A 26,961-nucleotide genomic window follows, 5' to 3' on the forward strand; every position below is an offset into this window, starting at 1 on the left:
AAAATTTTCCGACGTCGACCTCATGGCAAAGGGGCCGGGTGTGTCAGTAACCTCTCACATCATCGCAACGTCTCAGAACAACATTTATTATTATATCTAATAGGCGGCTATATTGCAAGAGCCTTTGCAAAACAAATCACCTTTTCCAGAAAAAAAGTTAAAAAACACACGGTTTTATCTGAAAATTGTTAATTACTGATTTCAGCAAGCTGAATTAGAGCCTCCATCTCCAGAATATTCACGGTTCTCTTATGCATAGCGATGATCTTCAGCGCTTCCAGCTTGTTCAGCTTACGGCTTAAGGTCTCGGCAGTCGTGCCGATCATCGCTGCCACTTCTTTTTGCGCCGATGGGAGATCCACGGAATGTCGCAAAGCTTGCATTGTCAGTGCTGATTCTGGCAGATTCCTCGTGTACAAGTAGACTAGAAGTCGGGCTAACCGTTTTTCCACTTCAAACATATGCAGTGCCCCTGCTGTTTCTTCCGCCAGATGCAGCTGCTCACTAACAGACATCAGAAAGCTAAACGCCAGGCCCGCATTCTGCTCCAAGAGGGGAATGAAATCCTTCCGGTGCATCCGGCAGACCACTCCACTTTCAATAATCTCCGCCGTTACATCATTATTTTTATTGTGAAGCAGGGCAAACTGTCCGAAATAATCACCGGGGAAAAGAAAGCGTACAATATGCTGCTTGCCTTCTTTACTGTTCTTCGTCAGTTTGATAAGACCGCTCTTCACCACATATAAGGCTTCAGACGGCTCTCCTTCTCGGCAGACCTGGCTACCCTTTTTATATGAATGGGATTCTGTGATTGATTCTATGATAACCAATTCTTCATCGGACAAGCTCCTGAATACCGGAACCTGGCGCACACAGGCATGAGAACTGCACGTATTGCATTCCATACATCATTCCTCCTCTACTGTCGCTTATCCCACCATATCAATGATCGAAGCGCTGCCGGGTGACTGGACGCACAAATTTTCATAAAACTTGATCTATATCAAGGATTAACGCGCCGGCTGTCTATACAATAGGTTCATAGAGAGAAAAGGAGTTGATGGGCTTGCAGCAATACACTTTTGAGGATATGCGGCAGATGAATAGAACAACTCTGGGCAAGATGGTACCCCTTGAACTATTCCGGACCATCCGTCTAATTGGAATGAACCAGGGATTGCCGTTAGGCGGAAAGGGAACGACTGTGACCATTGGCAGAAAGATCGGCGAGAGCCTGCCTGTCCATTCCGTGGAAGAGCTGCTGCAGATCTTTGAGGAGCTCAAAATCGGGATTCCCCGAATTGTTCATTCCGATGAGCGCAAAATTAATATCGCTGTTGACGATTGCTTCTGCAAAGGACTACCTTCCCTTGAAGATGAAAGAATGGTCTGTGATCTGGAGGGAGCTATCATTGAAGGTGCTCTGTGCCGAATTCTCGGCCGCAAGGTTTCAGTGAAAGAGATCAAATGTAATGTCACCGGTCATGAGCACTGCGAGTACGAAGTTAAGCTTTAAATAATACTAATATAATGAAAGCAGGGATTTATAATGGAAAAGAAAACACTAGCTGAGGCCGTACAGTATCAAGAGGAACGCTTTACCAAAAAGATCATTTTCCAAAAAGGCGATAGCGTAGTATTTGTGCTTAATTTCATGCCTGGGCAAAAGCTGCCCGTTCACAAGCACCCCGGAGCAGATGTCTATATCCTCGCCTTACACGGTGACGGTACCATTCATGTTAATGAGGAAGAGTTCTCCTTCATCCAAGGAGAGACTATCTACATTGCCGGTGACGAGTCGTTCGCTTATACGAATAATAGTTCATCGCCGTCCAGCCTGCATGTCGTTCTGTCCAAGCTGCCAAGCGTGGAATACGCGAAGGAAATCTAATTCTCAATCTTATCTATAAAATAAAACAGGCCCCCTTCAAATGAAGGGGGCCTGACTTATTTTCAGTCTATCCTAACGGATAGAGCCTGAATTATTTCTGGATAGAAGCTACGGAACCGGCACCAACTGTACGTCCGCCTTCGCGAATGGAGAATTTAGTACCTTCTTCAATAGCGATTGGGGAGATCAGCTGAACAGTTACGGTGATGTTGTCACCAGGCATAACCATTTCAGTACCTTCTGGCAGGTTGATGATGCCAGTTACGTCAGTTGTACGGAAGTAGAACTGTGGACGGTAACCAGTGAAGAATGGTTTGTGACGTCCGCCTTCTTCTTTAGTCAGAACGTAGATCTGAGCAGTGAACTCAGTGTGTGGCTTAACGGAGTTCGGCTTAGCCAATACTTGGCCACGCTCGATGTTGTTACGGTCAACACCACGCAGCAATGCGCCGATGTTGTCGCCAGCTTGAGCGGAATCAAGCAATTTGCGGAACATTTCCACGCCAGTAACTACAGACTTCTTAGTTTCTTCGTGAATACCAACGATTTCGATTTCTTCTCCGACTTTAACTGTTCCGCGTTCTACGCGACCAGTTGCCACAGTACCGCGGCCAGTGATGGAGAATACATCTTCGACAGGCATCAAGAAAGGCTTGTCAGTCTGACGTTCTGGAAGCGGGATGTATGTGTCGATCGTTTCGAACATTTCAACGATCTTCTGTGCATACTCGCCATCAGGGTTCTGCAGAGCTTCACGAGCAGATCCACGAACGATTGGAGTGTCATCGCCTGGGAAGTCGTATTCGCTAAGCAGATCGCGAACTTCCATTTCAACCAATTCAAGCAACTCTTCGTCCTCAACCATGTCGCATTTGTTCAGGAATACAACGATGTAAGGAACGCCTACTTGACGGGACAGCAGGATGTGTTCACGAGTCTGTGGCATAGGGCCGTCAGCTGCGGATACAACCAGGATTGCTCCGTCCATTTGCGCTGCGCCAGTGATCATGTTTTTAACATAGTCGGCGTGTCCAGGGCAGTCTACGTGAGCGTAGTGACGGTTAGGAGTTTCATATTCAACGTGAGCGGTGGAGATAGTGATACCGCGTTCGCGTTCTTCAGGAGCCTTATCAATTTGGTCGAATGCTACAGCAGCACCACCGTATTTTTTGGACAATACAGTTGTGATTGCAGCAGTCAGAGTTGTTTTACCATGGTCAACGTGACCGATAGTACCGATGTTAACGTGCGGTTTGTTACGTTCAAACTTTGCCTTTGCCATTTGAACAGTTCCTCCTTATTGTGGGGTCCATATATTTGAGCCGTCCGCCTATTTGCAGTTCTAAGGTGACTTATGTGTTATACCCGGACGGCAAGTTAAAAATCAAGCTTATTCTCCGCCTTTGTTCTTGGCTACGATTTCTTCAGCAATGGATTTAGGTACTTCTTCATAGTGAGAAAGCTCCATTGAGAATACGCCGCGTCCTTGAGTACCGGAACGGAGTGTTGTGGAGTATCCGAACATTTCGGACAAAGGCACCTTCGCACGGATAATTTGCGCTCCACCACGGGAATCCATACCTTCGATTCTACCGCGACGGGAGTTCAGCATACCCATTACATCGCCCATGTATTCCTCAGGAACAGTTACTTCCACTTTCATGATTGGCTCAAGCAATGCAGGTTGACATTTGTCTTTTGCAGCTTTAAGCGCCATCGAACCGGCAATTTTGAACGCCATTTCGTTGGAGTCAACATCATGGTAAGAACCATCTACGATGGTAGCTTTAACGTCAACAAGCGGGAAGCCTGCAATAACGCCGTTCTTCATTTGCTCTTCAATACCGGCAAGTGCAGGAGCGATGTATTCTCTAGGTACAGAACCACCGACAACTTTACTTTCGAATTGGCTGCCAGTACCTGGCTCGAGAGGTTCAAATTCAACCCATACGTGACCGTACTGACCGCGACCGCCGGATTGGCGAACAAACTTGCCTTCTACGCGGGCAGATGCCTTGAACGTTTCGCGGTAAGCAACCTGCGGTTTACCCACATTGGTTTCTACTTTGAATTCACGACGCATACGGTCGATGATGATGTCCAAGTGAAGCTCACCCATACCTGCCAGGATGGTTTGGCCTGTTTCTTCATCAGTGTGAGCACGAAGAGTAGGATCCTCTTCAGTCAACTTTCCGAGAGCAACACCCAGTTTATCTTGGTCAGCTTTGGTTTTTGGCTCGACTGCGATTTCGATAACCGGATCTGGAAAGTTCATGGATTCCAGAATGATCGGATGTTTCTCGTCGCAGAGTGTATCGCCTGTGCTAGTGTCCTTCAGACCAACGGCTGCCGCGATATCACCAGCGTAAACGATGGAGATTTCTTGACGGCTGTTCGCATGCATCTGCAGGATACGCCCAATACGTTCACGTTTGCCCTTAGTAGCGTTAATTACATAAGAACCTGATTCCAGGATACCGGAGTATACACGGAAGAACGTGAGTTTACCAACATAAGGGTCTGTCATGATCTTAAATGCCAAGGCACCGAATGGCTCTTCATCCGAAGGATGACGTTCCGCTTCTGTTCCATCCTCCAGATGACCCGTAATAGCCGGTACATCCAAAGGTGAAGGCAAGTAATCAACAACAGCATCCAGCATAAGCTGAATCCCTTTGTTCCGGTAGGAAGAGCCGCAAATTACTGGGAAAATTTTAACTTCAACTACGCCTTTGCGCAGAGCAGCTTTGATTTCCGGAATAGTAATTTCTTCGCCTTCCAGGTACTTCATAGTCAGATCTTCATCAAGTTCAGCAACTTTCTCGATCAGCTCGAGACGCAGTTCCTCAACCTTTGCCAAATATTCTTCCGGAATATCCGTAACTTCAATATTTTGGCCCAAATCATCTCTGAACATATGTGCTTTTTGCTCAACGAGGTCGATGATACCTGCGAAATCATTTTCTGCACCGATTGGCAGTTGAATAGCAACTGCATTGGCTTGAAGACGATCACGCATAGTTTCGATTACGTTAAGGAAATCCGCACCGATAATGTCCATTTTGTTCACATATGCGATCCGTGGTACGTTATAACGGTCAGCCTGTCTCCATACGGTTTCAGACTGAGGCTCTACGCCCTCTTTCGCACTAAATACACCAACTGCCCCATCCAATACACGCAGGGAACGTTCAACTTCAACGGTGAAGTCAACGTGTCCTGGGGTATCAATGATATTGATGCGGTGACCTTTCCATGCAGCAGTTGTAGCAGCGGAAGTAATCGTGATTCCGCGCTCTTGTTCTTGTTCCATCCAGTCCATTGTAGCAGCACCCTCGTGAACTTCACCGATTTTGTGCGTACGGCCTGTGTAGAATAGAATCCGCTCAGTGGTAGTAGTCTTACCAGCATCAATATGTGCCATGATCCCGATATTACGTGTATTTTTTAAGGAGAACTCTCTTGCCATGAAATGGATCTCCTTTCAAAATAGAAGTTATTTGAACGACTGCAATCCTACCAGCGGTAGTGAGCAAACGCTTTGTTCGCTTCAGCCATCTTGTGTGTATCTTCACGTTTCTTAACGGAAGCACCTGTGTTGTTGGAAGCATCGATAATCTCAGCCGCCAAACGCTCTTCCATAGTCTTCTCACCGCGGTTGCGCGAGTAGTTTACAAGCCAACGTAATCCCAAAGCAGTACGTCTTTCAGGTTTAACCTCAATAGGTACTTGGTAGTTAGCACCGCCGACACGACGAGCTTTAACTTCCAATACAGGCATGATATTCTTGATGGCAGCTTCGAAAACTTCCATCGGCTCTTTACCTGTACGTTCTTGAATCAACTTGAACGAATTGTACAAAATGCTTTGAGCGACACCTCTTTTACCACCCAGCATAATACGGTTGATCAAACGAGTAACCAACTTGCTATTATACAATGGATCTGGCAATACATCTCTTTTAGTAACTGGACCTTTGCGTGGCATGGATATCCCCCTTTCTTATATGGTTATTATGCTGATAAGCTCATCTTATTTCTTGACTTTAGGACGTTTCGCACCATACTTGGAGCGAGCCTGCATCCGGTTAGCAACACCTGCAGTATCCAGTGCGCCACGAACGATGTGGTAACGAACTCCTGCAAGGTCCTTAACTTTACCTCCGCGCAGCAATACTACACTGTGCTCTTGAAGGTTGTGTCCGATACCCGGAATGTAAGCAGTCACCTCAAGACGGTTCGTCAGACGAACACGGGCATACTTACGAAGTGCTGAGTTTGGTTTACGTGGAGTCATTGTGCCTACACGAGTGCATACACCGCGTTTCTGCGGAGCGCTCAAATTTGTAGCCTCACGCTTGAGGGCGTTGAACCCTTTTTGAAGAGCGGGAGATTTGGATTTTTCGATTTTGGCTTGACGGCCTTTACGAACCAATTGATTGATAGTTGGCATGTTGTGCCACCCCCTTCCTGAAATGATAGTCAATTTACAAACATTAAGTCCACAGACCCAGGTGGTTCATAAAAAGACAAATGAAAAGTCCTTGCTGCCGAAGTGTACCCCGGTACAAAAACGTTCTCTTGCTGCTATTGTTTTAAGACGGCTGCCATCGCAGCACCAACTTCTATACCGCAGGCCTTGCCCAAATTCAGCATCGTGTCCACATAAGTGACCTTCACACCTTGTTTGTTGCAAAGCATTACAATTCTGGAAGTAAGCCGTTGATCTCCGTCCTCTGCCACATAGACTTCTGCGGCTTGGCCCAACTCCACCGCCTTGACGGTTTGCTTGGAACCGATCTTGACCTGAGCATCCTGTAACCCTCTGTCATCAGTCATGAAAATCATTACCTCCACTGAATAAGAATGACAAGACTACTCACGCACCTTAGACATATTAGCATCCTCAGCACATGATGTCAAGAAAAACGACAATAAATTTATTAATAATCACAGCAGACAGCCGCGTCACACCAGATTTCTGCGTCACGCGGATACTGCTTGCCATGAGTATTCAATTATTCAGCGGGTACCGGCTCTAAAGCTTCTTCATTGCTTTCAGCATTCGGATCGCTCAGCTTCACATTACGGTAACGATTCATGCCTGTACCTGCAGGAATCAGCTTACCGATGATTACATTCTCTTTCAGACCGAGCAATTTATCCACTTTACCCTTAATAGCTGCATCTGTTAAGACGCGCGTAGTTTCCTGGAAGGATGCCGCAGACAGGAATGAATCAGTTTCCAGGGAGGCCTTGGTGATCCCGAGCAGAACCGGTTTGGCGACTGCTGGTTCATTTCCGGCAAGAATGGCTTCCTTGTTGGCTGCTTCATATTCATGAATATCCGCAAATGCACCCGGCAGGAGACTGGTATCTCCAGCATCGATAATGCGGATTTTGCGCAGCATCTGCTTGATCATAACTTCAATGTGCTTATCATTGATTTCAACGCCCTGGTTACGGTATACACGCTGTACTTCTTGCAGAATGTAGTTCTGTACCCCGCGGATCCCTTTGATACGCAGCATTTCTTTAGGGTCAATTGAACCGTCTGTTAATTCATCGCCGGCCTCAATCTCCTGGCCTTCGCTGACACGCAGACGGGAGCCGTAAGTGATGGAATACGTTTTGGACTCTGCTTCACCCTGGACTTCGATTTCGCGGCGGTCCTTGGTTTCACGGATTTCCTTAACTACCCCGTCAATCTCACTGATTGTAGCCTGACCTTTAGGGTTACGGGCTTCAAACAGCTCGTGGATACGCGGCAAACCTTGCGTAATATCGTCTCCGGCTACACCACCGGTATGGAACGTACGCATGGTAAGCTGTGTTCCCGGTTCACCGATGGATTGTGCGGCAATAATACCGACAGCTTCCCCGATTTCCACGAATTTACCTGTTGCCAGGTTACGTCCGTAGCACTTCTTGCAGACACCGTGACGGGCACGGCAGCTGAGTACAGAGCGGATCTGCAGCTTGGTAACGCCAGCATTCACGATTTCTTCAGCCTTGTCCGAGTCAATCAGATCGTTACGGTGAACGATGATCTCCTTCGTCTCAGGATGACGGACGGTCTCGAAGGAATAACGGCCTTCAATACGGTCGTAGAGATCCTCAATGACTTCCTTGCCATCCTGAATCCGGCTAACCATGAAGCCTTTATCAGTACCACAATCTTCTTCACGGACAATAACATCCTGCGCTACGTCAACCAGACGGCGTGTCAGGTACCCGGAATCCGCTGTACGCAGCGCTGTATCGGCCAGACCTTTACGCGCTCCGTGAGTGGAGATAAAGTACTCGAGGACGGTTAGGCCTTCGCGGAAGTTCGCTTTGATTGGCAATTCAAAGATTCGGCCCGAAGGTGTTGCCATCAGACCACGCATCCCACCGAGCTGGGTGATCTGCGATTTGTTACCACGCGCCTTGGAGTCGACCATGAGCATGATGGAGTTGAAGCGGTCCATTGATTTAAGCAATACGTTAGTCAGATCATCCTTGGTCTTCGACCAAATCTCGATAACGCGGTCATACCGCTCATCATTGGTAATCAGACCACGGCGGTATTGATTCGCAACCACATCAACCTTAGCTTCGGATTCCTTAAGAATGGTAGCTTTTTCCTCAGGCACGATAACATCCGATACGGCAACCGTAACACCGGAACGTGTAGAGTACGTAAAGCCGAGTTGCTTAATTTTATCCAGAATCACTGAAGTCTTGGTGGTGTGATACGTCTCAAAGCAGCGGGCGATAATGAGGCCCAGATATTCTTTACCTACAGCACTGGCTTCCGGAGCTGCCATGATCAGTTCGCGGACATCCGCACCCTTTTCATAGATGAAGTACTTCTCGGGAGTTCCCTGCAGCAGGTTAGTTTTGGTAGCTTCGTTGATATACGGGAAGCTGCTTGGATAGATTTCGTTGAAGATAATCTTACCCACAGTAGTGATCAGCAGAGCATTCTGCTGCGCTTCTGTGAAGCTGGTTTTACCCAGAGCCTTAACAGGAATAGCAACACGTGCATGCAGACCTGCAGTTCCGCGCTGATAAGCAGAGACCGCTTCATTCACGTTACGCAGGATCATCCCGGTACCCTTTTCTTCCTTGTTGTCCATGGTCAGGTAGAACGTACCAAGGACCATATCCTGGGAAGGGGTAACGACCGGCTTGCCGTCCTTAGGGTTCAGGATGTTACCGGACGCCAGCATGAGAATACGGGCTTCAGCTTGAGCCTCAGCGGACAGAGGAACGTGTACCGCCATCTGGTCACCGTCAAAGTCGGCATTGTAAGCCGTACATACGAGCGGGTGAAGACGGATTGCGTGACCTTCTACCAGAATCGGTTCGAACGCCTGGATACCCAGTCTATGCAGCGTAGGGGCACGGTTCAGCAGAACCGGATGCTCTCTGATTACCTCTTCAAGCACATCCCATACTTCAGGACTTACGCGCTCAACCTTACGCTTCGCGCTCTTTATGTTGTGGGCTAACCCTTTGTTAACCAGTTCTTTCATTACAAACGGTTTGAACAGCTCCAGTGCCATCTTCTTAGGAAGACCGCATTGGTACATCTTCAGGTAAGGTCCTACGACGATAACCGAACGGCCGGAATAGTCAACACGTTTACCGAGCAAGTTCTGGCGGAAACGTCCCTGTTTACCTTTCAGCATATGGCTGAGCGATTTGAGCGGACGGTTACCTGGTCCTGTTACAGGACGGCCGCGGCGGCCGTTGTCAATCAGCGCATCTACAGCTTCCTGTAGCATCCGTTTCTCATTCTGAACGATAATGTCAGGCGCGCCGAGGTCCAGCAGTCTTTTCAGACGGTTGTTCCGGTTAATTACACGGCGGTACAGGTCATTAAGGTCAGACGTAGCGAAACGGCCGCCATCCAGCTGAACCATTGGACGAAGCTCCGGAGGGATAACCGGGAGTACATCCATGATCATCCAGTCAGGCTTGTTGCCGGAGTTACGGAAGGCCTCAATGACTTCCAGACGTTTGATTGCCCGGTTGCGGCGCTGGCCTTGAGCGGTACGCAGCTCTTCTTTGAGGAATTCCAGTTCTTTATCGATGTCGATATCCTGAAGCAGCTTTTTGACAGCTTCTGCACCCATGCCGGCCTGGAATCCGTAGCCATATTTCTCACGGTAGCTGCGGTATTCTTTCTCGGACAACAGCTGCTTCTTCTCCAGCGGAGTTTCCCCTGGATCAGTTACAACATAAGATGCAAAGTAGATAATCTCTTCGAGCGATCTAGGAGACATATCCAGCGCCAGACCCATACGGCTTGGAATACCTTTGAAATACCAGATATGAGATACAGGAGCTGCCAGTTCGATGTGGCCCATACGTTCGCGGCGGACTTTAGCGCGGGTAACTTCCACGCCGCAGCGGTCGCACACTACGCCCTTATAACGGACGCGTTTGTATTTACCACAGTGGCATTCCCAGTCCTTTTGCGGTCCAAAAATACGTTCGCAAAAGAGACCCTCTTTTTCCGGTTTCAATGTACGATAGTTAATGGTTTCCGGTTTTTTAACTTCTCCGCGGGACCAAGAACGAATTTTTTCCGGGGAAGCGAGCCCGATTTTCATAAATTCAAAATTGTTAACGTCCAACAAGGAGCAACCCTCCTTAACCTATATCCTGATTTAGTACCACTGCCCTCTCTTGACGCTGAAGTCAACAGAGGGCATGGTCCTTTGTGTAATGAAATTAGTGGCTTGCTGATGAACTACTCTATGCCGACTTCTGCGCCTTCCAAATTGAGGCTCAGCTTATCGCCTGACGTCTCGTCCTCATCGTCCAGTTCCTTCATCTCGATCTCCTGCTCGTCACCGCTGAGGATTTTGACATCCATCCCGAGCGACTGCAGTTCCTTGATCAATACCTTGAACGATTCCGGTACACCCGGTTCTGGAACATTTTCACCTTTGACAATGGATTCGTACGTTTTCACACGGCCGACCACATCATCGGATTTCACGGTCAAAATCTCTTGCAGTGTATACGCCGCGCCGTAAGCTTCAAGCGCCCACACTTCCATCTCCCCGAAACGCTGTCCGCCGAACTGAGCTTTACCGCCCAGTGGCTGTTGTGTAACGAGTGAGTAAGGACCTGTAGAACGGGCATGAATCTTATCGTCAACCATGTGCGCGAGCTTGATCATGTGCATGACGCCGACAGTAACCTCACGCTCGAAGCGCTCGCCTGTACGTCCGTCATACAGCACAGTCTTACCATTACGCTGCATACCGGCTTCTTCCATCGTATCGAACACGTCATACTCGCGGGCTCCGTCGAATACCGGAGTAGCCACGTGGATACCCAGACGCAGTGCAGCCATACCAATATGGACTTCAAGCACCTGTCCGATGTTCATACGCGAAGGAACGCCCAGCGGGTTCAGGACAACTTGTACCGGCGTACCGTCAGGAAGGAACGGCATATCTTCTTCTGGCAGGATACGGGCAACGACACCCTTGTTACCGTGACGTCCGGCCATCTTGTCACCTTCAGAAATTTTACGCTTCTGGGCGATGTAGACACGAACCAGCTGATTCACGCCAGGAGGCAGCTCATCGCCGTTCTCGCGTGTGAATACTTTGACGTCAACGATAATACCATCACTACCATGCGGAACGCGCAGGGAGGTATCACGAACTTCACGGGCCTTCTCACCGAAGATCGCATGCAGCAGGCGTTCCTCGGCAGTCAGCTCAGTTACACCCTTCGGAGTAACCTTACCTACCAGAATATCCCCGGCATTGATTTCCGCACCGATACGGATAATTCCGCGCTCATCCAGATTGCGGAGCGCCTCTTCACCGACGTTAGGAATATCACGTGTGATCTCTTCAGGTCCGAGCTTCGTATCACGGGCTTCGGATTCGTATTCCTCGATGTGGATCGAAGTGTATACATCTTCCTTCACCAGCTTTTCACTCAGCAGGATCGCATCCTCGTAGTTGTAGCCTTCCCAAGTCATGAACGCAACGACTACGTTGCGGCCAAGCGCAAGTTCGCCCATTTCTGTGGAAGGTCCATCTGCCAGGATGTCACCTTTTTTGACGATATCCCCACGTTTAGCCAGTGGACGCTGGTTAATACAGGTACCCTGGTTCGAACGCATGAATTTGTGTAATTTATATTTAACGATATCGCCTTTGACTTCCTTGCCCTCAACTGCCTCAACACGGCGCAGCCAGATTTCATTGGCAGAGGAGCGTTCGATAATACCGTCATATTTGGAGACAATACATACGCCGGAGTCTTTAGCAGACTTATGCTCCATCCCTGTCCCTACAAGCGGAGCCTTAGGAATAAGAAGCGGAACGGCCTGACGCTGCATGTTCGATCCCATCAGTGCGCGGTTGGAGTCATCGTTCTCAAGGAACGGAATGAGCGCCGTTGCGACCGATACGACCTGTTTTGGCGAAACGTCCATATAGTCTACACGGTTGCTAGGCATAGTAGTGATGTTGTCTGAATCCTTGTTGTAACGAACGATAACCTGGTCTTCCTTAAAGGAGCCATCCTCATCGATCAGTACATTCGCCTGTGCAACTACATAGTTATCTTCTTCATCGGCAGTCAGATAATCGATTTGCTCAGTTACCTTACCTGTCTTTGGATCTACCCAACGATACGGAGCTTCGATAAAGCCGTATTCATTGATGCGGGCGAAGGTGGACAAGGAGTTGATCAGACCGATATTCGGACCTTCCGGAGTCTCGATAGGACACATACGGCCATAGTGACTGTGATGGACGTCGCGGACTTCAAAGCCTGCGCGTTCACGAGTCAGACCGCCGGGTCCGAGTGCAGACAGACGGCGCTTATGCGTAAGCTCGGCAAGCGGGTTCGTCTGATCCATGAACTGGGACAGCTGCGAACTGCCGAAGAACTCTTTGATGGATGCGATAACCGGACGGATGTTGATCAGCGCCTGCGGTGTAATCGCATTGGCATCCTGAATCGACATTCTCTCGCGGACTACGCGCTCCATACGGGACAGACCGATCCGGAACTGATTCTGCAGAAGCTCACCTACAGAACGCAGACGGCGGTTACCCAGATGGTCAATATCATCCGTGTTGCCGATACCATGCAGCAAATTAATAAAGTAGCTGATTGAGGATATAATATCAGCCTGAGTAATATGCTTAACCGATTTATCAATGTTGCCATTGGCGATCAGTTTGATAATACGGCCTTCTTCGATTGGCGAGAATACGTCAATGGTCTGAAGCGGAATATCTTCGCTGTCCATTACACCGCCGGTTACACGGTAGTTTTTGGCAGCCATACTCTTCTCGAAATAAGGAATCAGCTCATCAAGCAGGCGGCGGTCCACCATTTGGCCGGATTCTGCCAGAATTTCTCCGGTAGATTCATCAACCAAAGGCTGTGCCAGACGCTGATTGAACAGACGATTCTTAATATGCAGCTTTTTATTGATTTTGTAACGGCCTACATTGGCCAAATCATAACGTTTCGGGTCAAAGAAACGTGCGACGAGCAAGCTCTTGGCATTATCAAGTGTAGGCGGTTCGCCCGGACGCAGACGCTCGTAGATTTCAATAAGCGCCTTCTCCGTGGAATCCGTGTTGTCTTTATCCAGCGTGTTGCGAATATATTCATCATTGCCAAGCAGTTCCAGAATTTCAGCATCACTGCCGAAGCCCAGAGCACGCAAGAGCACTGTTACCGGGATCTTACGAGTCCGGTCGATACGGACATACATGATGTCCTTAGCGTCGGTCTCAAGCTCCAGCCAGGCTCCGCGATTCGGAATTACTGTGGCGGTGTAAGTTTTTTTGCCGTTCTTATCCACTTTTGTGCTGAAATAGACGCTTGGAGAGCGAACCAACTGGCTGACAATAACCCGTTCCGCACCATTGATAATAAAAGTGCCGGTTTCCGTCATCAGAGGGAAATCTCCCATGAACACTTCCTGCTCTTTTACCTCACCGGTCTCCTTATTGATGAGACGCACCTTCACACGCAGAGGTGCTGCATATGTTACGTCCCGCTCTTTAGCGTCGTCAACCGTGTACTTCGGTTCACCCAGGCTGTAATCAATGAACTCTAGTACCAAATTCCCTGTGAAATCCTGGATCGGCGAGATGTCCTGGAACATTTCCCGCAATCCTTCCTCCAAAAACCAATCATAAGATTTTTGTTGGATCTCGATCAGGTTCGGGACCTCGAGTACCTCTTTAATTCTCGCATAGCTCCGCCGAGTGCGTCGACCATACTGAACAAGATGTCCTGCCAACTTTACTCACCCCTCATGTCTACTCACTTAAAAATTGATTGCGAACCCTTGTTTGGACCCGTATAATGGAACCATAACACAAGGACTCAGCCATAAATACAGAAAAGCCCCTTATCGAAATCTTTCGAAAAAAGAGCACATCTATCCACGGCCAAAATACTCCTTATCCAGTAGATTTGCCCAAAACGTGCGTATTATACGTCACCAGGCTACAGTTCATGCGCTATTATCTATTGCCCCGGCGACCTTCGCCGTGACAGGAACATAGAGAACGGAATTCGCAGAAACCTGCCGTGCGGCATGCGCTTACCGGGCAACAATATATCACTTGACATTTCAGCAAACTAAAGACATGGAGCCTAGCTTAATACTGACATTTTATAATAATACCACTACGGACATCGCATGTCAATGAGTATTATTATTTATTTCTGAGCTTTTAAGATTCTATAGCCCTTGTCTTTCCCTACTTCTTCTACCACCGCAAACATACTCTCCAGCTTGGCAACCGCCGACGGCGCACCCTGCTTCTTCTGAATGACAACCCACAGACAACCGCCCTCATTCAAATGATCATACGCCTGTTCAAAAATCGCATGCACTACGGCCTTCCCGGCACGAATCGGCGGGTTGGTTAGGATCACATCGAAGGCCTGCCCCTCTACTGCCGATAGCACATCACTTTCCATCACCGTAACATTGCGGATTCCATTATGCTGCGCATTCTCGCGGGCAAGCTCGACCGCACGGCTGTTGATATCAATCATCGTCACATGTCCCTTAGAAGCGAGATGCGCCGCACTAATCCCTATAGGCCCGTAACCACAACCCACATCCAGTACCTTCGCACCCTCCGGAATCTCCATCGCCTCAATCAGAACACGGCTGCCATGATCAATATCTCCTTTAGAAAAAACACCGGCGTCGCTGGTAAAGCGGAGGCGTTTGCCTCTCAGCTCCGTATCGATGCTGCGTCTGTCATGACGCGCTTCCGGCTGCTGCGAGTAATAATGCTGCGACATACCATCCTCCCTTTCACGTTGAACTACATATACCTGCAAGGCTCCCTTATAGAGCAACCCCCTTGAACAAGTTCAAGGGGGTTGCGGAAACCGGAGAGAATGACTTCTGCTCCGGGGCAGTACCTATTGAATCAACTTATTTTACTTCTACAGCTGCGCCTGCTTCTTCCAATTTTGCTTTGGTAGCTTCGGCTTCTTCTTTGCTTACTTTTTCTTTGATTGCTTTTGGAGCGTTGTCTACAACTTCTTTAGCTTCTTTCAAGCCAAGACCTGTGATTTCGCGAACGATTTTGATAACGTTGATTTTGGAAGCGCCAGCGCTTGTCAAAATTACGTCGAATTCGGACTGTTCAGCTTCAACAGCTGCTACAGCGCCGCCAGCTGCTACTGGAGCTGCTGCAGTTACGCCGAATTCTTCTTCGATTGCTTTTACCAGGTCGTTCAGTTCCAGTACGCTCATGCCTTTAATTTCTTCTAAGATTGTTTCTTTGCTCATGATTGAACCTCCATTATATTTGAATTGGTTTGTGGTCTTGATTATGAAGCCAGAAGCAAAGGCTTACGCGCTTTGTTCTTCTTTCTCAGCAACAGCTTTAACTGCAAGCGCGAAGTTGCGCATTGGAGCTTGAAGCACGCTAAGCAGCATGGAGAGCAAACCATCGCGGGATGGCAGTTCAGCCAGTGCTTTCAGTTGGTCCGCATCGATAACTTTACCTTCTACAACGCCGCCTTTCAGTTTCAAAGCGTCGTTCTTCTTAGCGAAGTCATTTAGAATCTTAGCTGCTGCTACCGCATCAGTCTCGCTGAATGCGATCGCTGTAGGACCCGTCAGGACAGCGTCCAGATCAGTCAGCTCAGCTGCCGCAGTTGCACGGCGAAGCAATGTGTTCTTCAGGACTTGAAACTCAACGCCAGCTTCACGAAGCTGCTTACGTAGTTCAGTCACTTGCGATACGTTCAATCCGCGGTAGTCTGCAACAACAGTGGAGACACTGTTCTGCAGTTTGCTAGTAACAACATCAACCGCATCCTGTTTAGCTTGGATTACTTTTGCATTTGCCAATTATATACACCTCCTGAAAATTTATGTCACGGCGGTTATTCCGGAGAAACCCCGCCGTTCCTACGCAGGCATTAGAAAAGCCTCCGCAGATTCACGAAGGCTTGATAAAACGGAAAGTTAATCAGGCGAGCCTGGCACTTTTTGTTTCTATCACAACACCTCGGTAGGAAATTAAGCCCTACGGCACCTACTGTCTACGGTAAGCATATTCACATTTAAGATTGATCACCTTAATGTTCACAACTGTTATAGATTATCAAAGATAACTCTAGGAGTCAACCTTTAATTATCTGAAAGCAGCTGCATTCACACGAGCGCTAGGTCCCATTGTGGACGAAATAGCAATGCCTTTAAGGTATACACCTTTGGCAGCAGCCGGTTTCGCACGGTTCAGAGCGTCCATAAGAGCTTTAAGGTTCTCGTTCAGTTGTTCAGCGTTGAAAGACACTTTGCCGATTGGCGCGTGAATTTGGCCCGCTTTGTCAAGACGGTATTCGATCTTACCGGCTTTGATTTCTTGAACAGCCTTGGTAACGTCGAAAGTAACTGTACCTGCTTTAGGGTTAGGCATGAGGCCTTTACCACCGAGCAGACGACCCAGTTTACCGACTTCACTCATCATATCAGGTGTAGCTACGCAGACGTCGAATTCGAACCAGCCCTGTTGAATCTTGTTGATCATGTCAGCATCACCAACAAAATCAGCGCCAGCCGCTTCCGCTTCCTTCGCTTTTTCACCTTTTGCAAATACAAGCACGCGTTGTGTTTTGCCTGTGCCGTGAGGCAGGACAACAACACCACGAACTGCCTGGTCTTGTTTACGCGGGTCTACACCCAGACGAACTGCTGCTTCAACGGTTTCGTCGAATTTGGCAGTTGCTGCCTTTTTCACAAGCTCTACAGCTTCTGAAGGCTCGTAAGTCGCTTCGCTGTTGATCAGCTTAGCAGATTCCATGTATTTCTTACCATGTTTAGCCATGAAAATGTTCCTCCTTTGTGGTGTTAGCGGAAATTCCTCCCACATATTGCGGTCATGAATGACCGGTTCATCGAATACATATTAGTCTTCGATTGTGATTCCCATACTGCGGGCAGTACCTTCAACCATACGCATTGCAGCTTCAACAGATGCAGCGTTCAGATCGGGCATTTTGGTTTCAGCGATTTCACGAACCGCTGCGCGGCCCAGCTTCGCTACTTTTTTCTTGTTTGGTTCACCGGAGCCTTTTTCTACTTTTGCAGCGATGCGAAGCAGAACAGCAGCCGGAGGAGTTTTGGTGATGAAGGTAAACGAACGGTCTTCAAATACTGTAATTTCAACCGGGATGATCAGACCAGCCTGGTCGGCAGTACGAGCGTTGAATTCCTTACAGAATGCCATGATGTTGACACCCGCTTGACCTAACGCCGGACCTACTGGAGGCGCTGGATTCGCTTTCCCTGCAGGAATCTGCAGTTTCACCATTTTAATAACTTTTTTAGCCATGAGTGACACCTCCTTGCGTAAATAGTGGTATTCGAATGCTAAACAGCATTCTCCCACAAGAAACCCTTGTGCTTGTTATATCTTCTCCACTTGAGTGAAATCCAACTCCAGCGGGGTTTCCCGTCCAAACATGTTGACATGTACCTTGATCTTGCTTTTGTCTGCCAAAATTTCTTCCACGGAGCCCACAAAATTCGCAAATGGACCGACCATAATACGTACGGATTCCTTAATTTCGAAATCAATCTTCGCTTTAGGTTCAACCATGCCCATATGCTTCAGAATCTGTTCAACCTCTTCGGGTAGCAGAGCGGTAGGCTTAGAGCCCGAACCAGTTGAACCGACAAATCCGGTAACGCCCGGCGTATTGCGGACAACATACCATGAATCATCAGTCTGAACCATTTCGACCAAAACGTAACCAGGGTAAACTTTGCGCATGACAGTTTTTTTCTTGCCATCCTTGTTTACCAGCTCTTCTTCCATAGGAACAAGAACGCGGAATATTTTGTCTTCCATGCCCATGGACTCAACGCGTTTTTCCAAATTGGCCTTGACCTTATTCTCATACCCGGAATAGGTATGAACAACGTACCATCTTTTTTCCATATCAAGCCACCTGGGACCTCTCTAAATAATCGCTTCAATCACAGCGGAAATACCGATGTCCAGAACCCAGAAGTAAAGCGAAATAACTACAATTGTACCGAGAACGATCAATGTATAGTTCTTCAGTTCTTTACGGCTAGGCCAGCGAACCTTTTTGAGTTCACTCCAGCTCTCAGTGAAAAAGGAAAACAAAGACTTGAAACTACGTTTCACGCCGACTACACCTCCAAAAGACTATCTGGTTTCGCGATGAGGAGTTTGCTCGTTACAGAACTTGCAAAATTTCTTCATCTCCAAGCGGTCGGGGTGATTTCGCTTGTTTTTGGTTGTTGCATAGTTTCTTTGTTTGCAACTTGTACAAGCCAAAGTGATAATTACCCGCATGATGTGCACCTCCCGAAGACGTACTTCTAATCATCAAATTAGAAGACGTAGATATTGATTCAAAAAAAAGCCGCGAATTTAGGCCTACCTAAAACACTTTAGCATAATATCAATGTCTGTGTCAACGAAAGTTTCCCCCATCGCACTGGGTAATTCCGGGTGCTGTAGCCTTATGCCATAAGTCATCTTTGATCCTGCTTCTTCTTTTACCGCTAGCTGTCTTCCATAATCATTATGCTGCAATTCGCTTGTGTATAAACCTGCCATCCTCCGACGCTTCACCCATCGCAAATTCGCCGTATCCAAATCTAGCGGACACTAAAAAAAGACTCGAGTCCCGAGCCTTCCTAGTCATTATATCATTAATTGTCACGCACTTCCAGATATCTTTCCAATTTACGTTTCACTCGCTGCAAGGCATTGTCAATGGACTTCACATGCCGCTTCAAATCCTCGGCAATCTCCTGATAGGACCGTCCGTCCAGATAGAGCATCAGAACCTTGCGCTCCAGATCACTCAGAATCTCGGCCATCTTATCTTCCAGTCCGATGAACTCCTCCTGGTTGATAATCAGCTCTTCCGGGTCCAGTACCTGACTTCCGCATATCACATCCATCAATGTCCGGTCGGAGTCCTCATCATAGATGGGCTTGTCTAACGAGACATATGAATTAAGCGGAATATGCTTCTGGCGGGTAGCGGTCTTAATGGCGGTTATAATCTGACGGGTGATGCACAGCTCGGCAAAGGCCTTGAACGATGACAGCTTGTCACCCTTGAAGTCACGGATGGCCTTGTATAAGCCAATCATGCCTTCCTGCACAATATCTTCACGATCTGCCCCGATCAAAAAATAGGAACGGGCCTTGGCACGCACAAAATTACGGTACTTGTTAATTAAATGCTCCAATGCGCCACTGTCGCCACCACGGAAGATCTCGACAATTTCTTCATCACTTATGAAATCATACTCGGACAGCATTAATTCCTTGAGGTCGACACTCACCAAGAATCCCCCCGGCTGCAACGCAAGACACATCGTTACTTCTCGAAATATAGGAACAGTATATATTATGTTACCTTACACCGTCAACCGGATTTGTCCAAAAACAATCTTCAATAACATATTATGTCATTTTCTCGTGAGGGGCAACTCCTATTTCTGTCCTATTGTCTGCGCCAGTCCTCCAGCCGTTTACGCGTCTCCGGCGGCAGCTTGTCTTCAAGCGAATGACGGGTCCCGCTCACGCTTCCCGGCTCGATCGCCTTCTTCACCTGCTTCTGGTTCTCCTCAATCTCAAGTCTCAGTTCCCTGGCTGAAATCCGGAGTGCGCCCTGGGCAAAAACGACATGCTGCTCCACAAAATCGCTGGTGGCTACCGAGATCTGTCTGCGGCGGTGCGTGAATTCCCCAACCAGCCGTTCGATGCATTCATCTGCCGTTTCCTTCTCCTTGGTGAAGAAGACCTGGATCTTCCCTTGTTCAAACGACCTGCCCAGTCCCGGCACACGGTAGGCATCGAATACGGCAATGACGCGCAGCCCGGAGAACGCCTGATAATCGGCCAGCATATCGAGCAGCCGGTCGCGTGCCCCCTGCATACCGGTCTGCGACAATGCCGCAAGCTCCGGCCAGCCGCCGATCATGTTGTATCCGTCCACGAGCAGGATATCGCGCCAGTCTGCCATAGTTATCCCTGTTCTTGGCGGCGGCGGAGTACCTCGTACATGATTACGCCCGCTGCTACTGAAGCATTCAGAGAGTTGATTCTTCCGGCCATCGGCAGCTTAAGCAGCACATCGCATTTCTCACGGATCAGGCGGCCCATCCCCTTGTTCTCATTGCCGATCACCACTGCTACCGGCCCGGTGACAATATCAGATCCGAACAGATTCTGATCGGTATCCACATCCGTGCCGACTACCCAGACTCCCAGCTCCTTCAGCCGGTCAATGGTCTGTCCAAGATTCGTTACGCGGGCCACAGGCACATATTCGACTGCACCAGCCGAGGTCTTGGATACGGTAGCTGTAATCTGCGCAGAGCGGCGCTTCGGCACAATGACTCCGTGCACCCCTGTGCAGTCAGCCGTACGCAGGATAGACCCGAGGTTATGCGGATCTTCAATTTCGTCCAGCAGGAGCAGAAACGGCGGTTCTCCCTTAGCTTCAGCTATCGCCAGAATATCAGCAACCTCTGTATAGGCAAAAGGCGCCGCTTGCGCAACCACTCCCTGATGCTGGACGCCCGGTGCGAGCTGATCCAGCTTGCGCTTGTCCACATGCTGAATGACAATACCCGCCTTGCGCGCTTCGGCAACGATAGGTGCGGTCAGGTGCTTTTGCGCGGTCTCAGCGATCCAGATTTTGTTGAGTGTCCGTCCCGCTCTAAGGGCTTCAAGCACCGAATGCTTGCCTGCCAGTATTTCCTCTTCAGTTCTCAATTCTTCCATTGTTTTATCTCCTGTTCTATATACTCACTTGGGGCGGTGCATCATATATTCGATACTGCTGTGAACAAGCTCCTGGATTCTCGTCTGCTGTCCTGTGTAATATAAATAGCCGATCATGCATTCAAAAGCAGTGGCGTGGCGGTATTCCAGCACATCCGCATTTTTGGGAATGCTGCCGGATTTGGCATTGCGTCCCCTTCTGACCACATCCTTCTCATCCTCGGTAAGCACCGGGTCCAGATAAGCAAGAATGTTGCTCTGAGCTCTGGCGGAGACCAGTCCGGTCGCTGACCGGTGCAGATGCTGGGGGCGCAAATTAGGCAGCGAGATCAGATACTGCCGGACTGCAACTTCGTAGATAGCGTCACCTGCATAAGCCAGGACGATAGGAGGCAGCAGATGGGCCGGCTTGGAGGGTTCATACGGGAACCAGGCGCGGTTCAGATCAAACAGCCCGTTCATTTGCGCCGCCACCGCATTCCCTGTGGAGTATCTTCCAGCAGAATCCCCAGCGCATTCAGCTCATCGCGGATTTCATCCGACCGGCTCCAGTTCTTGTTCTTGCGCGCTTCCGCACGCTCTGCAATCAGGCGTTCCACCTCTTCGCTTGCCACTTCTTCCTCAGCCTCTACCGTGAGGCGAAGCACCGCATTCATCTCGGCAAAAGCCTTCAGCAGCGCGGCGAAGTCAGCCGGATTCGCCTCAGGATCAGCAAGCGTAAGGTTCGCCAGGCTCACCCAGTCGAACACTGCCGTAATAGCGTCCGGCGTATTGAAATCATCCTGCATCCGCGCATGGAAGTTGCTTAGGGTAGCGGCCAGCCGCTCCGTAACCTGCGGACTTGCTTCACCCTCTGCCCCCTCTGCTGCCAGTTCAAGGCGATGCTTCACATTGCCTTCAGCCAGAGCGATCCGCTCTACGCTTTTCTCGGCAGACAGCAGTGCTTCCTCGGTGAAGTTCAGCGGATTGCGGTAATGGCTGGACAGCATGAAGTAACGGATAGCCCCCTGCTTGAAGCGCGCGCGGATATCCTTCACGAGGAGGCCATTCCCCAGCGACTTTGACATTTTCTCGTCACCGATATTCAGAAAAGCATTATGCATCCAGTAATTCGACAGCGGTTGACCCGTCAGCGCTTCGGTCTGGGCACATTCGCATTCATGATGCGGGAATTTCAAATCCTCTCCGCCGCCGTGAATATCGATCGTCGTGCCCAAATATTCGCGCACCATCGCCGAGCATTCAATATGCCAGCCTGGACGTCCCTCTCCCCATGGACTGGACCAGTGCACTTCGCCCGGCTTGGCTGCCTTCCAGAGAACGAAATCCTCCTGGTTCTCCTTGCGCGAATCCACCTCGACACGGATACCGAAGCGCAGCTCCTCCAGATTCTGGCGGGACAGCTTGCCGTAGTTGGCAAATTTGCCGGTACGGTAATACACATCTCCGCCGTTCTCATACGCATAGCCCTTGTCTTCAAGCTCCTTAATGAATTCGATAATCGTGTCCATACTCTCCGTAACGCGCGGATTCATCGTCGCCGGCTTCACGCCCAGCCCGGCCAGATCCTCCTGGTAGGCGGCAATGAACATTTCGGCAACCTCGGCTACGGTGATGTTCAGCTCCTCCGCCTTGCGGATCATTTTATCATCCACATCGGTGAAATTTGTCAGATAGCGGACTTCATTCCCAAGCGCCTCCAGGTAGTTGCGCACCATGTCAAAAACAATGACCGGTCTTGCATTCCCGATATGCATATAGCCGTAGACCGTGGGTCCGCAGACGTACATCTTCACCTTATCCGGCTCCTGCGGTACAAATTCTTCCTTCGTGCGCGTCATTGTGTTGTAAATGTGCAAAGCCATTCTTGTCCCAACCCTTTCTATTGTCCCCGGATTTCTGAAATGCCGGTACGCTTAAATTTCATAATCGCCGATATATTGCTGGCTTTCGAGCCGCCGCTGTTCCTTCTTCTGCTTATCTTCAGCACCCATCTGTTCTCTTAGCTCCTCGATCTCCTTCTGCAGGAATTTGAGGGAATCGACCAGCGGGTCAGGCATCTTGGTATGATCCAGCCGGTCGGATACACGTTCGCCGTTACGCTTGACTACACGCCCGGGATTGCCGACTACCGTGCTGTTGTTAGGCACTTCACGCAGCACGACTGCGTTAGAGCCGATATTAGAATTATCGCCGATCCGGAAGGAACCCAGTACTTTGGCGCCAGAGCCAATGACTACATTGTTGCCGACGGTAGGGTGACGCTTGCCCTTCTCTTTGCCGGTTCCCCCAAGTGTAACGCCCTGATAGATAATAACATCATCGCCAATCTCGCAGGTCTCACCAATGACAATACCCATTCCGTGGTCAATAAACAACCGGCTGCCGATGACCGCGCCCGGATGAATCTCCACTCCCGTCATGAACCGGCTGATCTGCGAGACCATGCGTGCCAGGGTAAACCAGCGGCGTTTGTAAAAAGAGTGGGCCATCCGGTGTGCCCAGATCGCGTGAAGCCCGGCGTAGGTGAAGACGACCTCGAACCTGCTGCGGGCAGCGGGATCATTGTCGAATACTGCCCGAATGTCCGACTTAATATGCTTAAACATCGCGGTTCCCCTCTTCTTTGAGATGCACATTCTCTTATATTTCAACAAAAAACGCCCCTGCAGCATGATAGCTGCAGAGACGTTTAACCGCGGTCCCACTCTGCTAGAACATTCTTATATGCCAGAGCTGTTAAACTTCGCAGCCGCTGTATCCGGTGTTCCTCTTGGTGTCTGTAACGGCGACAGCCCGGCACAGTCTACAGCCCCGCACAGGGACATTCAACCATGCAGCTCACAGGTGCATCTTCAGCGGCAGACAAATGAATAACTCCCAGCCTGCAAGGGCATTCGCCCTTAAGCGGTTATTCTCTCTGGCAATTGCCCTTATACGCCTACTTTTCCTGATCCCAGCTATTCTTATATTCTTCTATCTTAGCGAAAAGCCGCAGAACTGACAAGTGTCTTCTACCCTCGCCTGTCCCTGCCCTAAGCGCCTTTGATTTGTGATTTCAGGCGTTCAATCACCCGGCTGCGGCCGAGCAGCGCAATCGTTGCATTCAAATCACGGCCATGCATCTGTCCGGTAAGAGCGACACGAATCGGCATAAACAGCGCTTTGCCTTTGTGTCCGGTCTCCTTCTGCACTTCCTTGATCAGAACAGCCATATGGGAAGCGCTGAAATCTTCGGCAGCCTCCACTTTGGCCAGAAATGCAGACAGCACTTCAGAAACCTGGGCTTCGGCAAGCACCCCTGCCGCTTCGGTCTCCAGCTCCAGGTGGCTGCGGAAGAACAGCTCGGAGAGGGCGACAATATCCGACGCGGCTGTCATTTGCTCCTGGTACAGCGCAACCAGGCTCTCCGCCCAGCTCTGCTGCTCCTCACTGAGTACCTCAGGCAAGCGGCCCGCCTTCTGCAAATGAGGAATGGCAAGTGCCGCTATCCGCTTAGGATCGGCATGCTTGATATAGTGATTGTTCAGATGAGCCAGCTTGTTCGTATCGAACACTGCCGGACTCTTCGACAGGCGGTCTGCCGTAAAGATCGAGATCAGCTCTTCCTTGGTGAAGATCTCCTCTTCGCCCTCAGGCGACCAGCCCAGCAGGGTGATGAAGTTGAATAGAGCTTCCGGCAGGTAGCCCAGCTGATCGTACTGTTCAATAAACTGAATGATCGATTCATTCCGTTTGCTCAGCTTCTTATGGTCATCGCCGACAATCAGCGTCATATGCCCGAAGAGCGGAGCTTCCCAGCCCAGTGCCTCATAAATCATGAGCTGGCGCGGGGTATTGGAGATATGATCTTCTCCGCGCAGCACATGGGAGATAGCCATCAGATGGTCGTCCACCGCTACAGCGAAGTTATAGGTCGGAATACCGTCTTTCTTTACGATGACGAAGTCGCCCATTTCTTTGCTGTTGAACGAAATGCTGCCTTTTACGATATCATTGAAGGTATAAGTGCGGTCTTCCGGAACAAGGAAACGGATGCTGGCCACGCGTCCCTCTGCCTCAAAGGCCAGCCGCTGCTCCTCGGTCAGATTACGGTGTTTGCCGGAATAACGCGGGGTTTCGCCGCGTGCCGTCTGCTCCTCGCGTTCAGCCTCCAGCTCTTCCTCTGTGCAATAGCAGCGGTAAGCCAGGCCGCGGTCCAGCAGATCCTGCCAGTAGACACGGTACAGATCCAGACGTTCAGTCTGGCGGTAAGGCCCGTATTCGCCGCCTACATCCACGCTTTCATCCCAATCGATTCCCAGCCACTTCAAATACTTCAGCTGGCTCTCTTCACCTTCTGCAATGTTGCGCTTAAGATCCGTATCTTCGATCCGGATAATGAATTTGCCGCCCAGATTGCGGGCAAACAGATAGTTAAACAAGGCTGTTCTGGCATTTCCGATATGTAAATGTCCCGTAGGGCTCGGTGCGTAACGCACCCGAACTTGATCCGCCATGGGTTTCCCTCCGCTTCATATTGGTTGAAATCAGGCCTTTACTTACGCTAAAGCCATCTCACGATGATATCACATCTTGCAGCAGACAGACAATAGATTGAGCGGCAATTCCCTCTCCGCGCCCCGCGAAGCCCAGCTGCTCAGTCGTTGTTGCTTTTACATTCACCTTCGATACGTCAGCGTTCAGCGTGCGGGCAATAATCTCCGTCATCTGCGGAATATAAGGTGCCATCTTCGGTTGTTGCGCGATGATGGTTGAATCGATATTCCCCAGCCGGTATCCGCGCTCACGTGCAAGTGCCCATACCTGCTCCAGCAGCTTCAGGCTGTCTGCATCCTTGAAGGCCGGATCGGTATCGGGAAAATGTCTGCCGATATCCCCAAGACCCAGCGCTCCCAGTATAGCGTCGCTTACAGCATGCAGCAGCACATCCGCATCGGAATGCCCCAGCAGCCCCTTCTCATAAGGAATCGTTACTCCGCCGATAATACACGGCCTTCCCTCGACCAGCTGGTGTACGTCAAATCCTTGTCCTACAGCAATCATCTGTGTTCCTCTCCCCTGCTTCTTACTGTGAATTCAGCGAAATCCAAGTCCTCCGGCGTCGTGATCTTAATATTCATGTAGCTTCCTTCTACAACTGACACGGTAATGCCGCTGCGTTCCGCCAGACTGGAATCATCTGTCCCGAGAAAACCGTCCCGCTCTGCCTCCTCATAGGCGGACAGCAGATCGGACAAACGAAAAGTCTGCGGGGTCTGAATCGCCCACAGACTTCGCCGATCCGGCGTTGACAGCACCTTGCCTTCACTGTCGACCTGCTTGATCGTATCCTTAACCGGTACTGCAAGCACCGACGCTCCGGCTGACTTCGCACGCTCGTAGCAAGCTTCTATCTCGCTGTCCTGTACGAACGGCCTTACCCCGTCATGAACCATGACCCAATGGGTCTTAAGTTCATCCAGTCCGCGGCGTACCGAATGCTGGCGCTCCGTTCCCCCGGGAATGACCGCAGCCACTTTATCCAGCTTGAAGGCTTGTACCCACTGCTTACAGCGCTGCACATCCTCTTCCCCGGTGACAAGCACAATCTCGGAGATCAGCTTATGCCGCTGGAATACCTCCAGGGTATGCACGAGTATCGGCTTGCCCTGCAGCAGCAAATATTGCTTGCTCTCTGCTGTTCCCATCCGGGTTCCTCTGCCTGCCGCTACGATAACGACGCCAACACTGTTTGACATGCTTTCGGCTCCTGTCTTTC

At 49.7% G+C, this 26,961-nt stretch carries 27 protein-coding genes and 1 other annotated feature; of the genes, 2 read left to right on the forward strand and 25 right to left on the reverse strand.

The window, feature by feature from the left end; translation table 11 throughout:
• Positions 1–188 precede the first annotated feature (188 nt).
• The gene (locus MKX51_RS27890; RefSeq protein WP_340994619.1) at positions 189–848 is read right to left on the reverse strand and encodes a Crp/Fnr family transcriptional regulator; all 660 of its coding nucleotides are present in this window, start codon (positions 846–848) and stop codon (positions 189–191) included.
• Between the two features lie 254 nt (positions 849–1,102).
• Here MKX51_RS27890 and MKX51_RS27895 point away from each other — a divergent pair, with 254 nt between their 5' ends.
• Positions 1,103–1,519: a V4R domain-containing protein gene (locus MKX51_RS27895; RefSeq protein ID WP_340946740.1), complete on the forward strand. Its 417-nt coding sequence runs from the start codon at positions 1,103–1,105 to the stop codon at positions 1,517–1,519.
• 33 nt (positions 1,520–1,552) lie between these two features.
• A complete protein-coding gene (locus MKX51_RS27900) occupies positions 1,553–1,894 on the forward strand; it encodes a cupin domain-containing protein (protein ID WP_340994620.1) in 342 nt (113 codons plus the stop codon).
• Between the two features lie 91 nt (positions 1,895–1,985).
• On the opposite strand, the gene tuf is transcribed toward MKX51_RS27900, so the two are convergent.
• From tuf to ispD, 24 genes are all read right to left on the reverse strand, one after another.
• A complete protein-coding gene (tuf, locus tag MKX51_RS27905; protein WP_036721850.1) occupies positions 1,986–3,176 on the reverse strand; it encodes an elongation factor Tu in 1,191 nt (396 codons plus the stop codon).
• 108 nt (positions 3,177–3,284) lie between these two features.
• Entirely contained in the window at positions 3,285–5,363 is a 2,079-nt protein-coding gene (fusA, locus tag MKX51_RS27910; protein WP_076081734.1) for an elongation factor G, read from the reverse strand.
• Between the two features lie 47 nt (positions 5,364–5,410).
• The gene (gene rpsG / locus MKX51_RS27915; RefSeq protein WP_020427074.1) at positions 5,411–5,881 is read right to left on the reverse strand and encodes a 30S ribosomal protein S7; all 471 of its coding nucleotides are present in this window, start codon (positions 5,879–5,881) and stop codon (positions 5,411–5,413) included.
• Positions 5,882–5,926: 45 nt separating this feature from the next.
• Positions 5,927–6,346, reverse strand: a complete 420-nt coding sequence (gene rpsL / locus MKX51_RS27920) for a 30S ribosomal protein S12 (RefSeq protein WP_036721853.1) — start codon at positions 6,344–6,346, stop codon at positions 5,927–5,929.
• 134 nt (positions 6,347–6,480) lie between these two features.
• Positions 6,481–6,732, reverse strand: a complete 252-nt coding sequence (locus MKX51_RS27925; RefSeq protein ID WP_036692367.1) for a ribosomal L7Ae/L30e/S12e/Gadd45 family protein — start codon at positions 6,730–6,732, stop codon at positions 6,481–6,483.
• A gap of 179 nt (positions 6,733–6,911) precedes the next feature.
• A complete protein-coding gene (gene rpoC, locus MKX51_RS27930; RefSeq protein ID WP_340994621.1) occupies positions 6,912–10,523 on the reverse strand; it encodes a DNA-directed RNA polymerase subunit beta' in 3,612 nt (1,203 codons plus the stop codon).
• Positions 10,524–10,636: 113 nt separating this feature from the next.
• Complete coding sequence (gene rpoB, locus MKX51_RS27935) at positions 10,637–14,182, reverse strand: DNA-directed RNA polymerase subunit beta (RefSeq protein WP_340994622.1); 3,546 nt, start codon at positions 14,180–14,182, stop codon at positions 10,637–10,639.
• 425 nt (positions 14,183–14,607) lie between these two features.
• Positions 14,608–15,204, reverse strand: coding sequence for a class I SAM-dependent methyltransferase (locus MKX51_RS27940; protein WP_340994623.1), 597 nt, complete (start codon positions 15,202–15,204; stop codon positions 14,608–14,610).
• 136 nt (positions 15,205–15,340) lie between these two features.
• Entirely contained in the window at positions 15,341–15,700 is a 360-nt protein-coding gene (rplL, locus tag MKX51_RS27945) for a 50S ribosomal protein L7/L12 (protein ID WP_036721862.1), read from the reverse strand.
• A gap of 63 nt (positions 15,701–15,763) precedes the next feature.
• Positions 15,764–16,267: a 50S ribosomal protein L10 gene (rplJ, locus tag MKX51_RS27950; protein WP_340946733.1), complete on the reverse strand. Its 504-nt coding sequence runs from the start codon at positions 16,265–16,267 to the stop codon at positions 15,764–15,766.
• 64 nt (positions 16,268–16,331) lie between these two features.
• Positions 16,332–16,485, reverse strand: a sequence feature (ribosomal protein L10 leader region).
• A 68-nt stretch (positions 16,486–16,553) separates the two neighbouring features.
• Positions 16,554–17,246, reverse strand: coding sequence for a 50S ribosomal protein L1 (gene rplA / locus MKX51_RS27955; RefSeq protein WP_340946731.1), 693 nt, complete (start codon positions 17,244–17,246; stop codon positions 16,554–16,556).
• An 81-nt stretch (positions 17,247–17,327) separates the two neighbouring features.
• Complete coding sequence (rplK, locus tag MKX51_RS27960; protein WP_019908208.1) at positions 17,328–17,753, reverse strand: 50S ribosomal protein L11; 426 nt, start codon at positions 17,751–17,753, stop codon at positions 17,328–17,330.
• 75 nt (positions 17,754–17,828) lie between these two features.
• A complete protein-coding gene (gene nusG, locus MKX51_RS27965) occupies positions 17,829–18,362 on the reverse strand; it encodes a transcription termination/antitermination protein NusG (protein WP_020427084.1) in 534 nt (177 codons plus the stop codon).
• A gap of 21 nt (positions 18,363–18,383) precedes the next feature.
• Positions 18,384–18,575 (reverse strand): preprotein translocase subunit SecE, encoded by a 192-nt coding sequence (secE, locus tag MKX51_RS27970; RefSeq protein WP_036692354.1) that lies wholly within the window; start codon positions 18,573–18,575, stop codon positions 18,384–18,386.
• A 21-nt stretch (positions 18,576–18,596) separates the two neighbouring features.
• The gene (rpmG, locus tag MKX51_RS27975) at positions 18,597–18,746 is read right to left on the reverse strand and encodes a 50S ribosomal protein L33 (protein WP_074086515.1); all 150 of its coding nucleotides are present in this window, start codon (positions 18,744–18,746) and stop codon (positions 18,597–18,599) included.
• Positions 18,747–19,108: 362 nt separating this feature from the next.
• Complete coding sequence (gene sigH, locus MKX51_RS27980) at positions 19,109–19,753, reverse strand: RNA polymerase sporulation sigma factor SigH (protein ID WP_036692348.1); 645 nt, start codon at positions 19,751–19,753, stop codon at positions 19,109–19,111.
• A gap of 161 nt (positions 19,754–19,914) precedes the next feature.
• Positions 19,915–20,436: an NYN domain-containing protein gene (locus tag MKX51_RS27985; RefSeq protein ID WP_036692346.1), complete on the reverse strand. Its 522-nt coding sequence runs from the start codon at positions 20,434–20,436 to the stop codon at positions 19,915–19,917.
• A gap of 2 nt (positions 20,437–20,438) precedes the next feature.
• A complete protein-coding gene (gene rlmB / locus MKX51_RS27990; protein ID WP_076081731.1) occupies positions 20,439–21,200 on the reverse strand; it encodes a 23S rRNA (guanosine(2251)-2'-O)-methyltransferase RlmB in 762 nt (253 codons plus the stop codon).
• 24 nt (positions 21,201–21,224) lie between these two features.
• Positions 21,225–21,662, reverse strand: a complete 438-nt coding sequence (locus MKX51_RS27995) for a Mini-ribonuclease 3 (protein ID WP_340946729.1) — start codon at positions 21,660–21,662, stop codon at positions 21,225–21,227.
• The gene (gene cysS / locus MKX51_RS28000) at positions 21,659–23,065 is read right to left on the reverse strand and encodes a cysteine--tRNA ligase (RefSeq protein ID WP_340994624.1); all 1,407 of its coding nucleotides are present in this window, start codon (positions 23,063–23,065) and stop codon (positions 21,659–21,661) included. Before cysS ends, MKX51_RS27995 begins: the two co-directional genes overlap by 4 nt.
• Before the next feature lie 51 nt (positions 23,066–23,116).
• Positions 23,117–23,809, reverse strand: coding sequence for a serine O-acetyltransferase (gene cysE / locus MKX51_RS28005; protein WP_076081729.1), 693 nt, complete (start codon positions 23,807–23,809; stop codon positions 23,117–23,119).
• Between the two features lie 426 nt (positions 23,810–24,235).
• Positions 24,236–25,699: a glutamate--tRNA ligase gene (gltX, locus tag MKX51_RS28010; RefSeq protein ID WP_340994625.1), complete on the reverse strand. Its 1,464-nt coding sequence runs from the start codon at positions 25,697–25,699 to the stop codon at positions 24,236–24,238.
• Positions 25,700–25,757: 58 nt separating this feature from the next.
• Entirely contained in the window at positions 25,758–26,246 is a 489-nt protein-coding gene (gene ispF / locus MKX51_RS28015) for a 2-C-methyl-D-erythritol 2,4-cyclodiphosphate synthase (protein ID WP_076081728.1), read from the reverse strand.
• Positions 26,243–26,941, reverse strand: coding sequence for a 2-C-methyl-D-erythritol 4-phosphate cytidylyltransferase (ispD, locus tag MKX51_RS28020; RefSeq protein WP_340946722.1), 699 nt, complete (start codon positions 26,939–26,941; stop codon positions 26,243–26,245). The genes ispF and ispD overlap by 4 nt, the downstream gene beginning before the upstream one ends.
• Positions 26,942–26,961 lie beyond the last annotated feature (20 nt).

It is taken from the genome of Paenibacillus sp. FSL M7-0420 (genome assembly GCF_038002345.1).
Lineage (GTDB): Bacteria > Bacillota > Bacilli > Paenibacillales > Paenibacillaceae > Paenibacillus_AQ.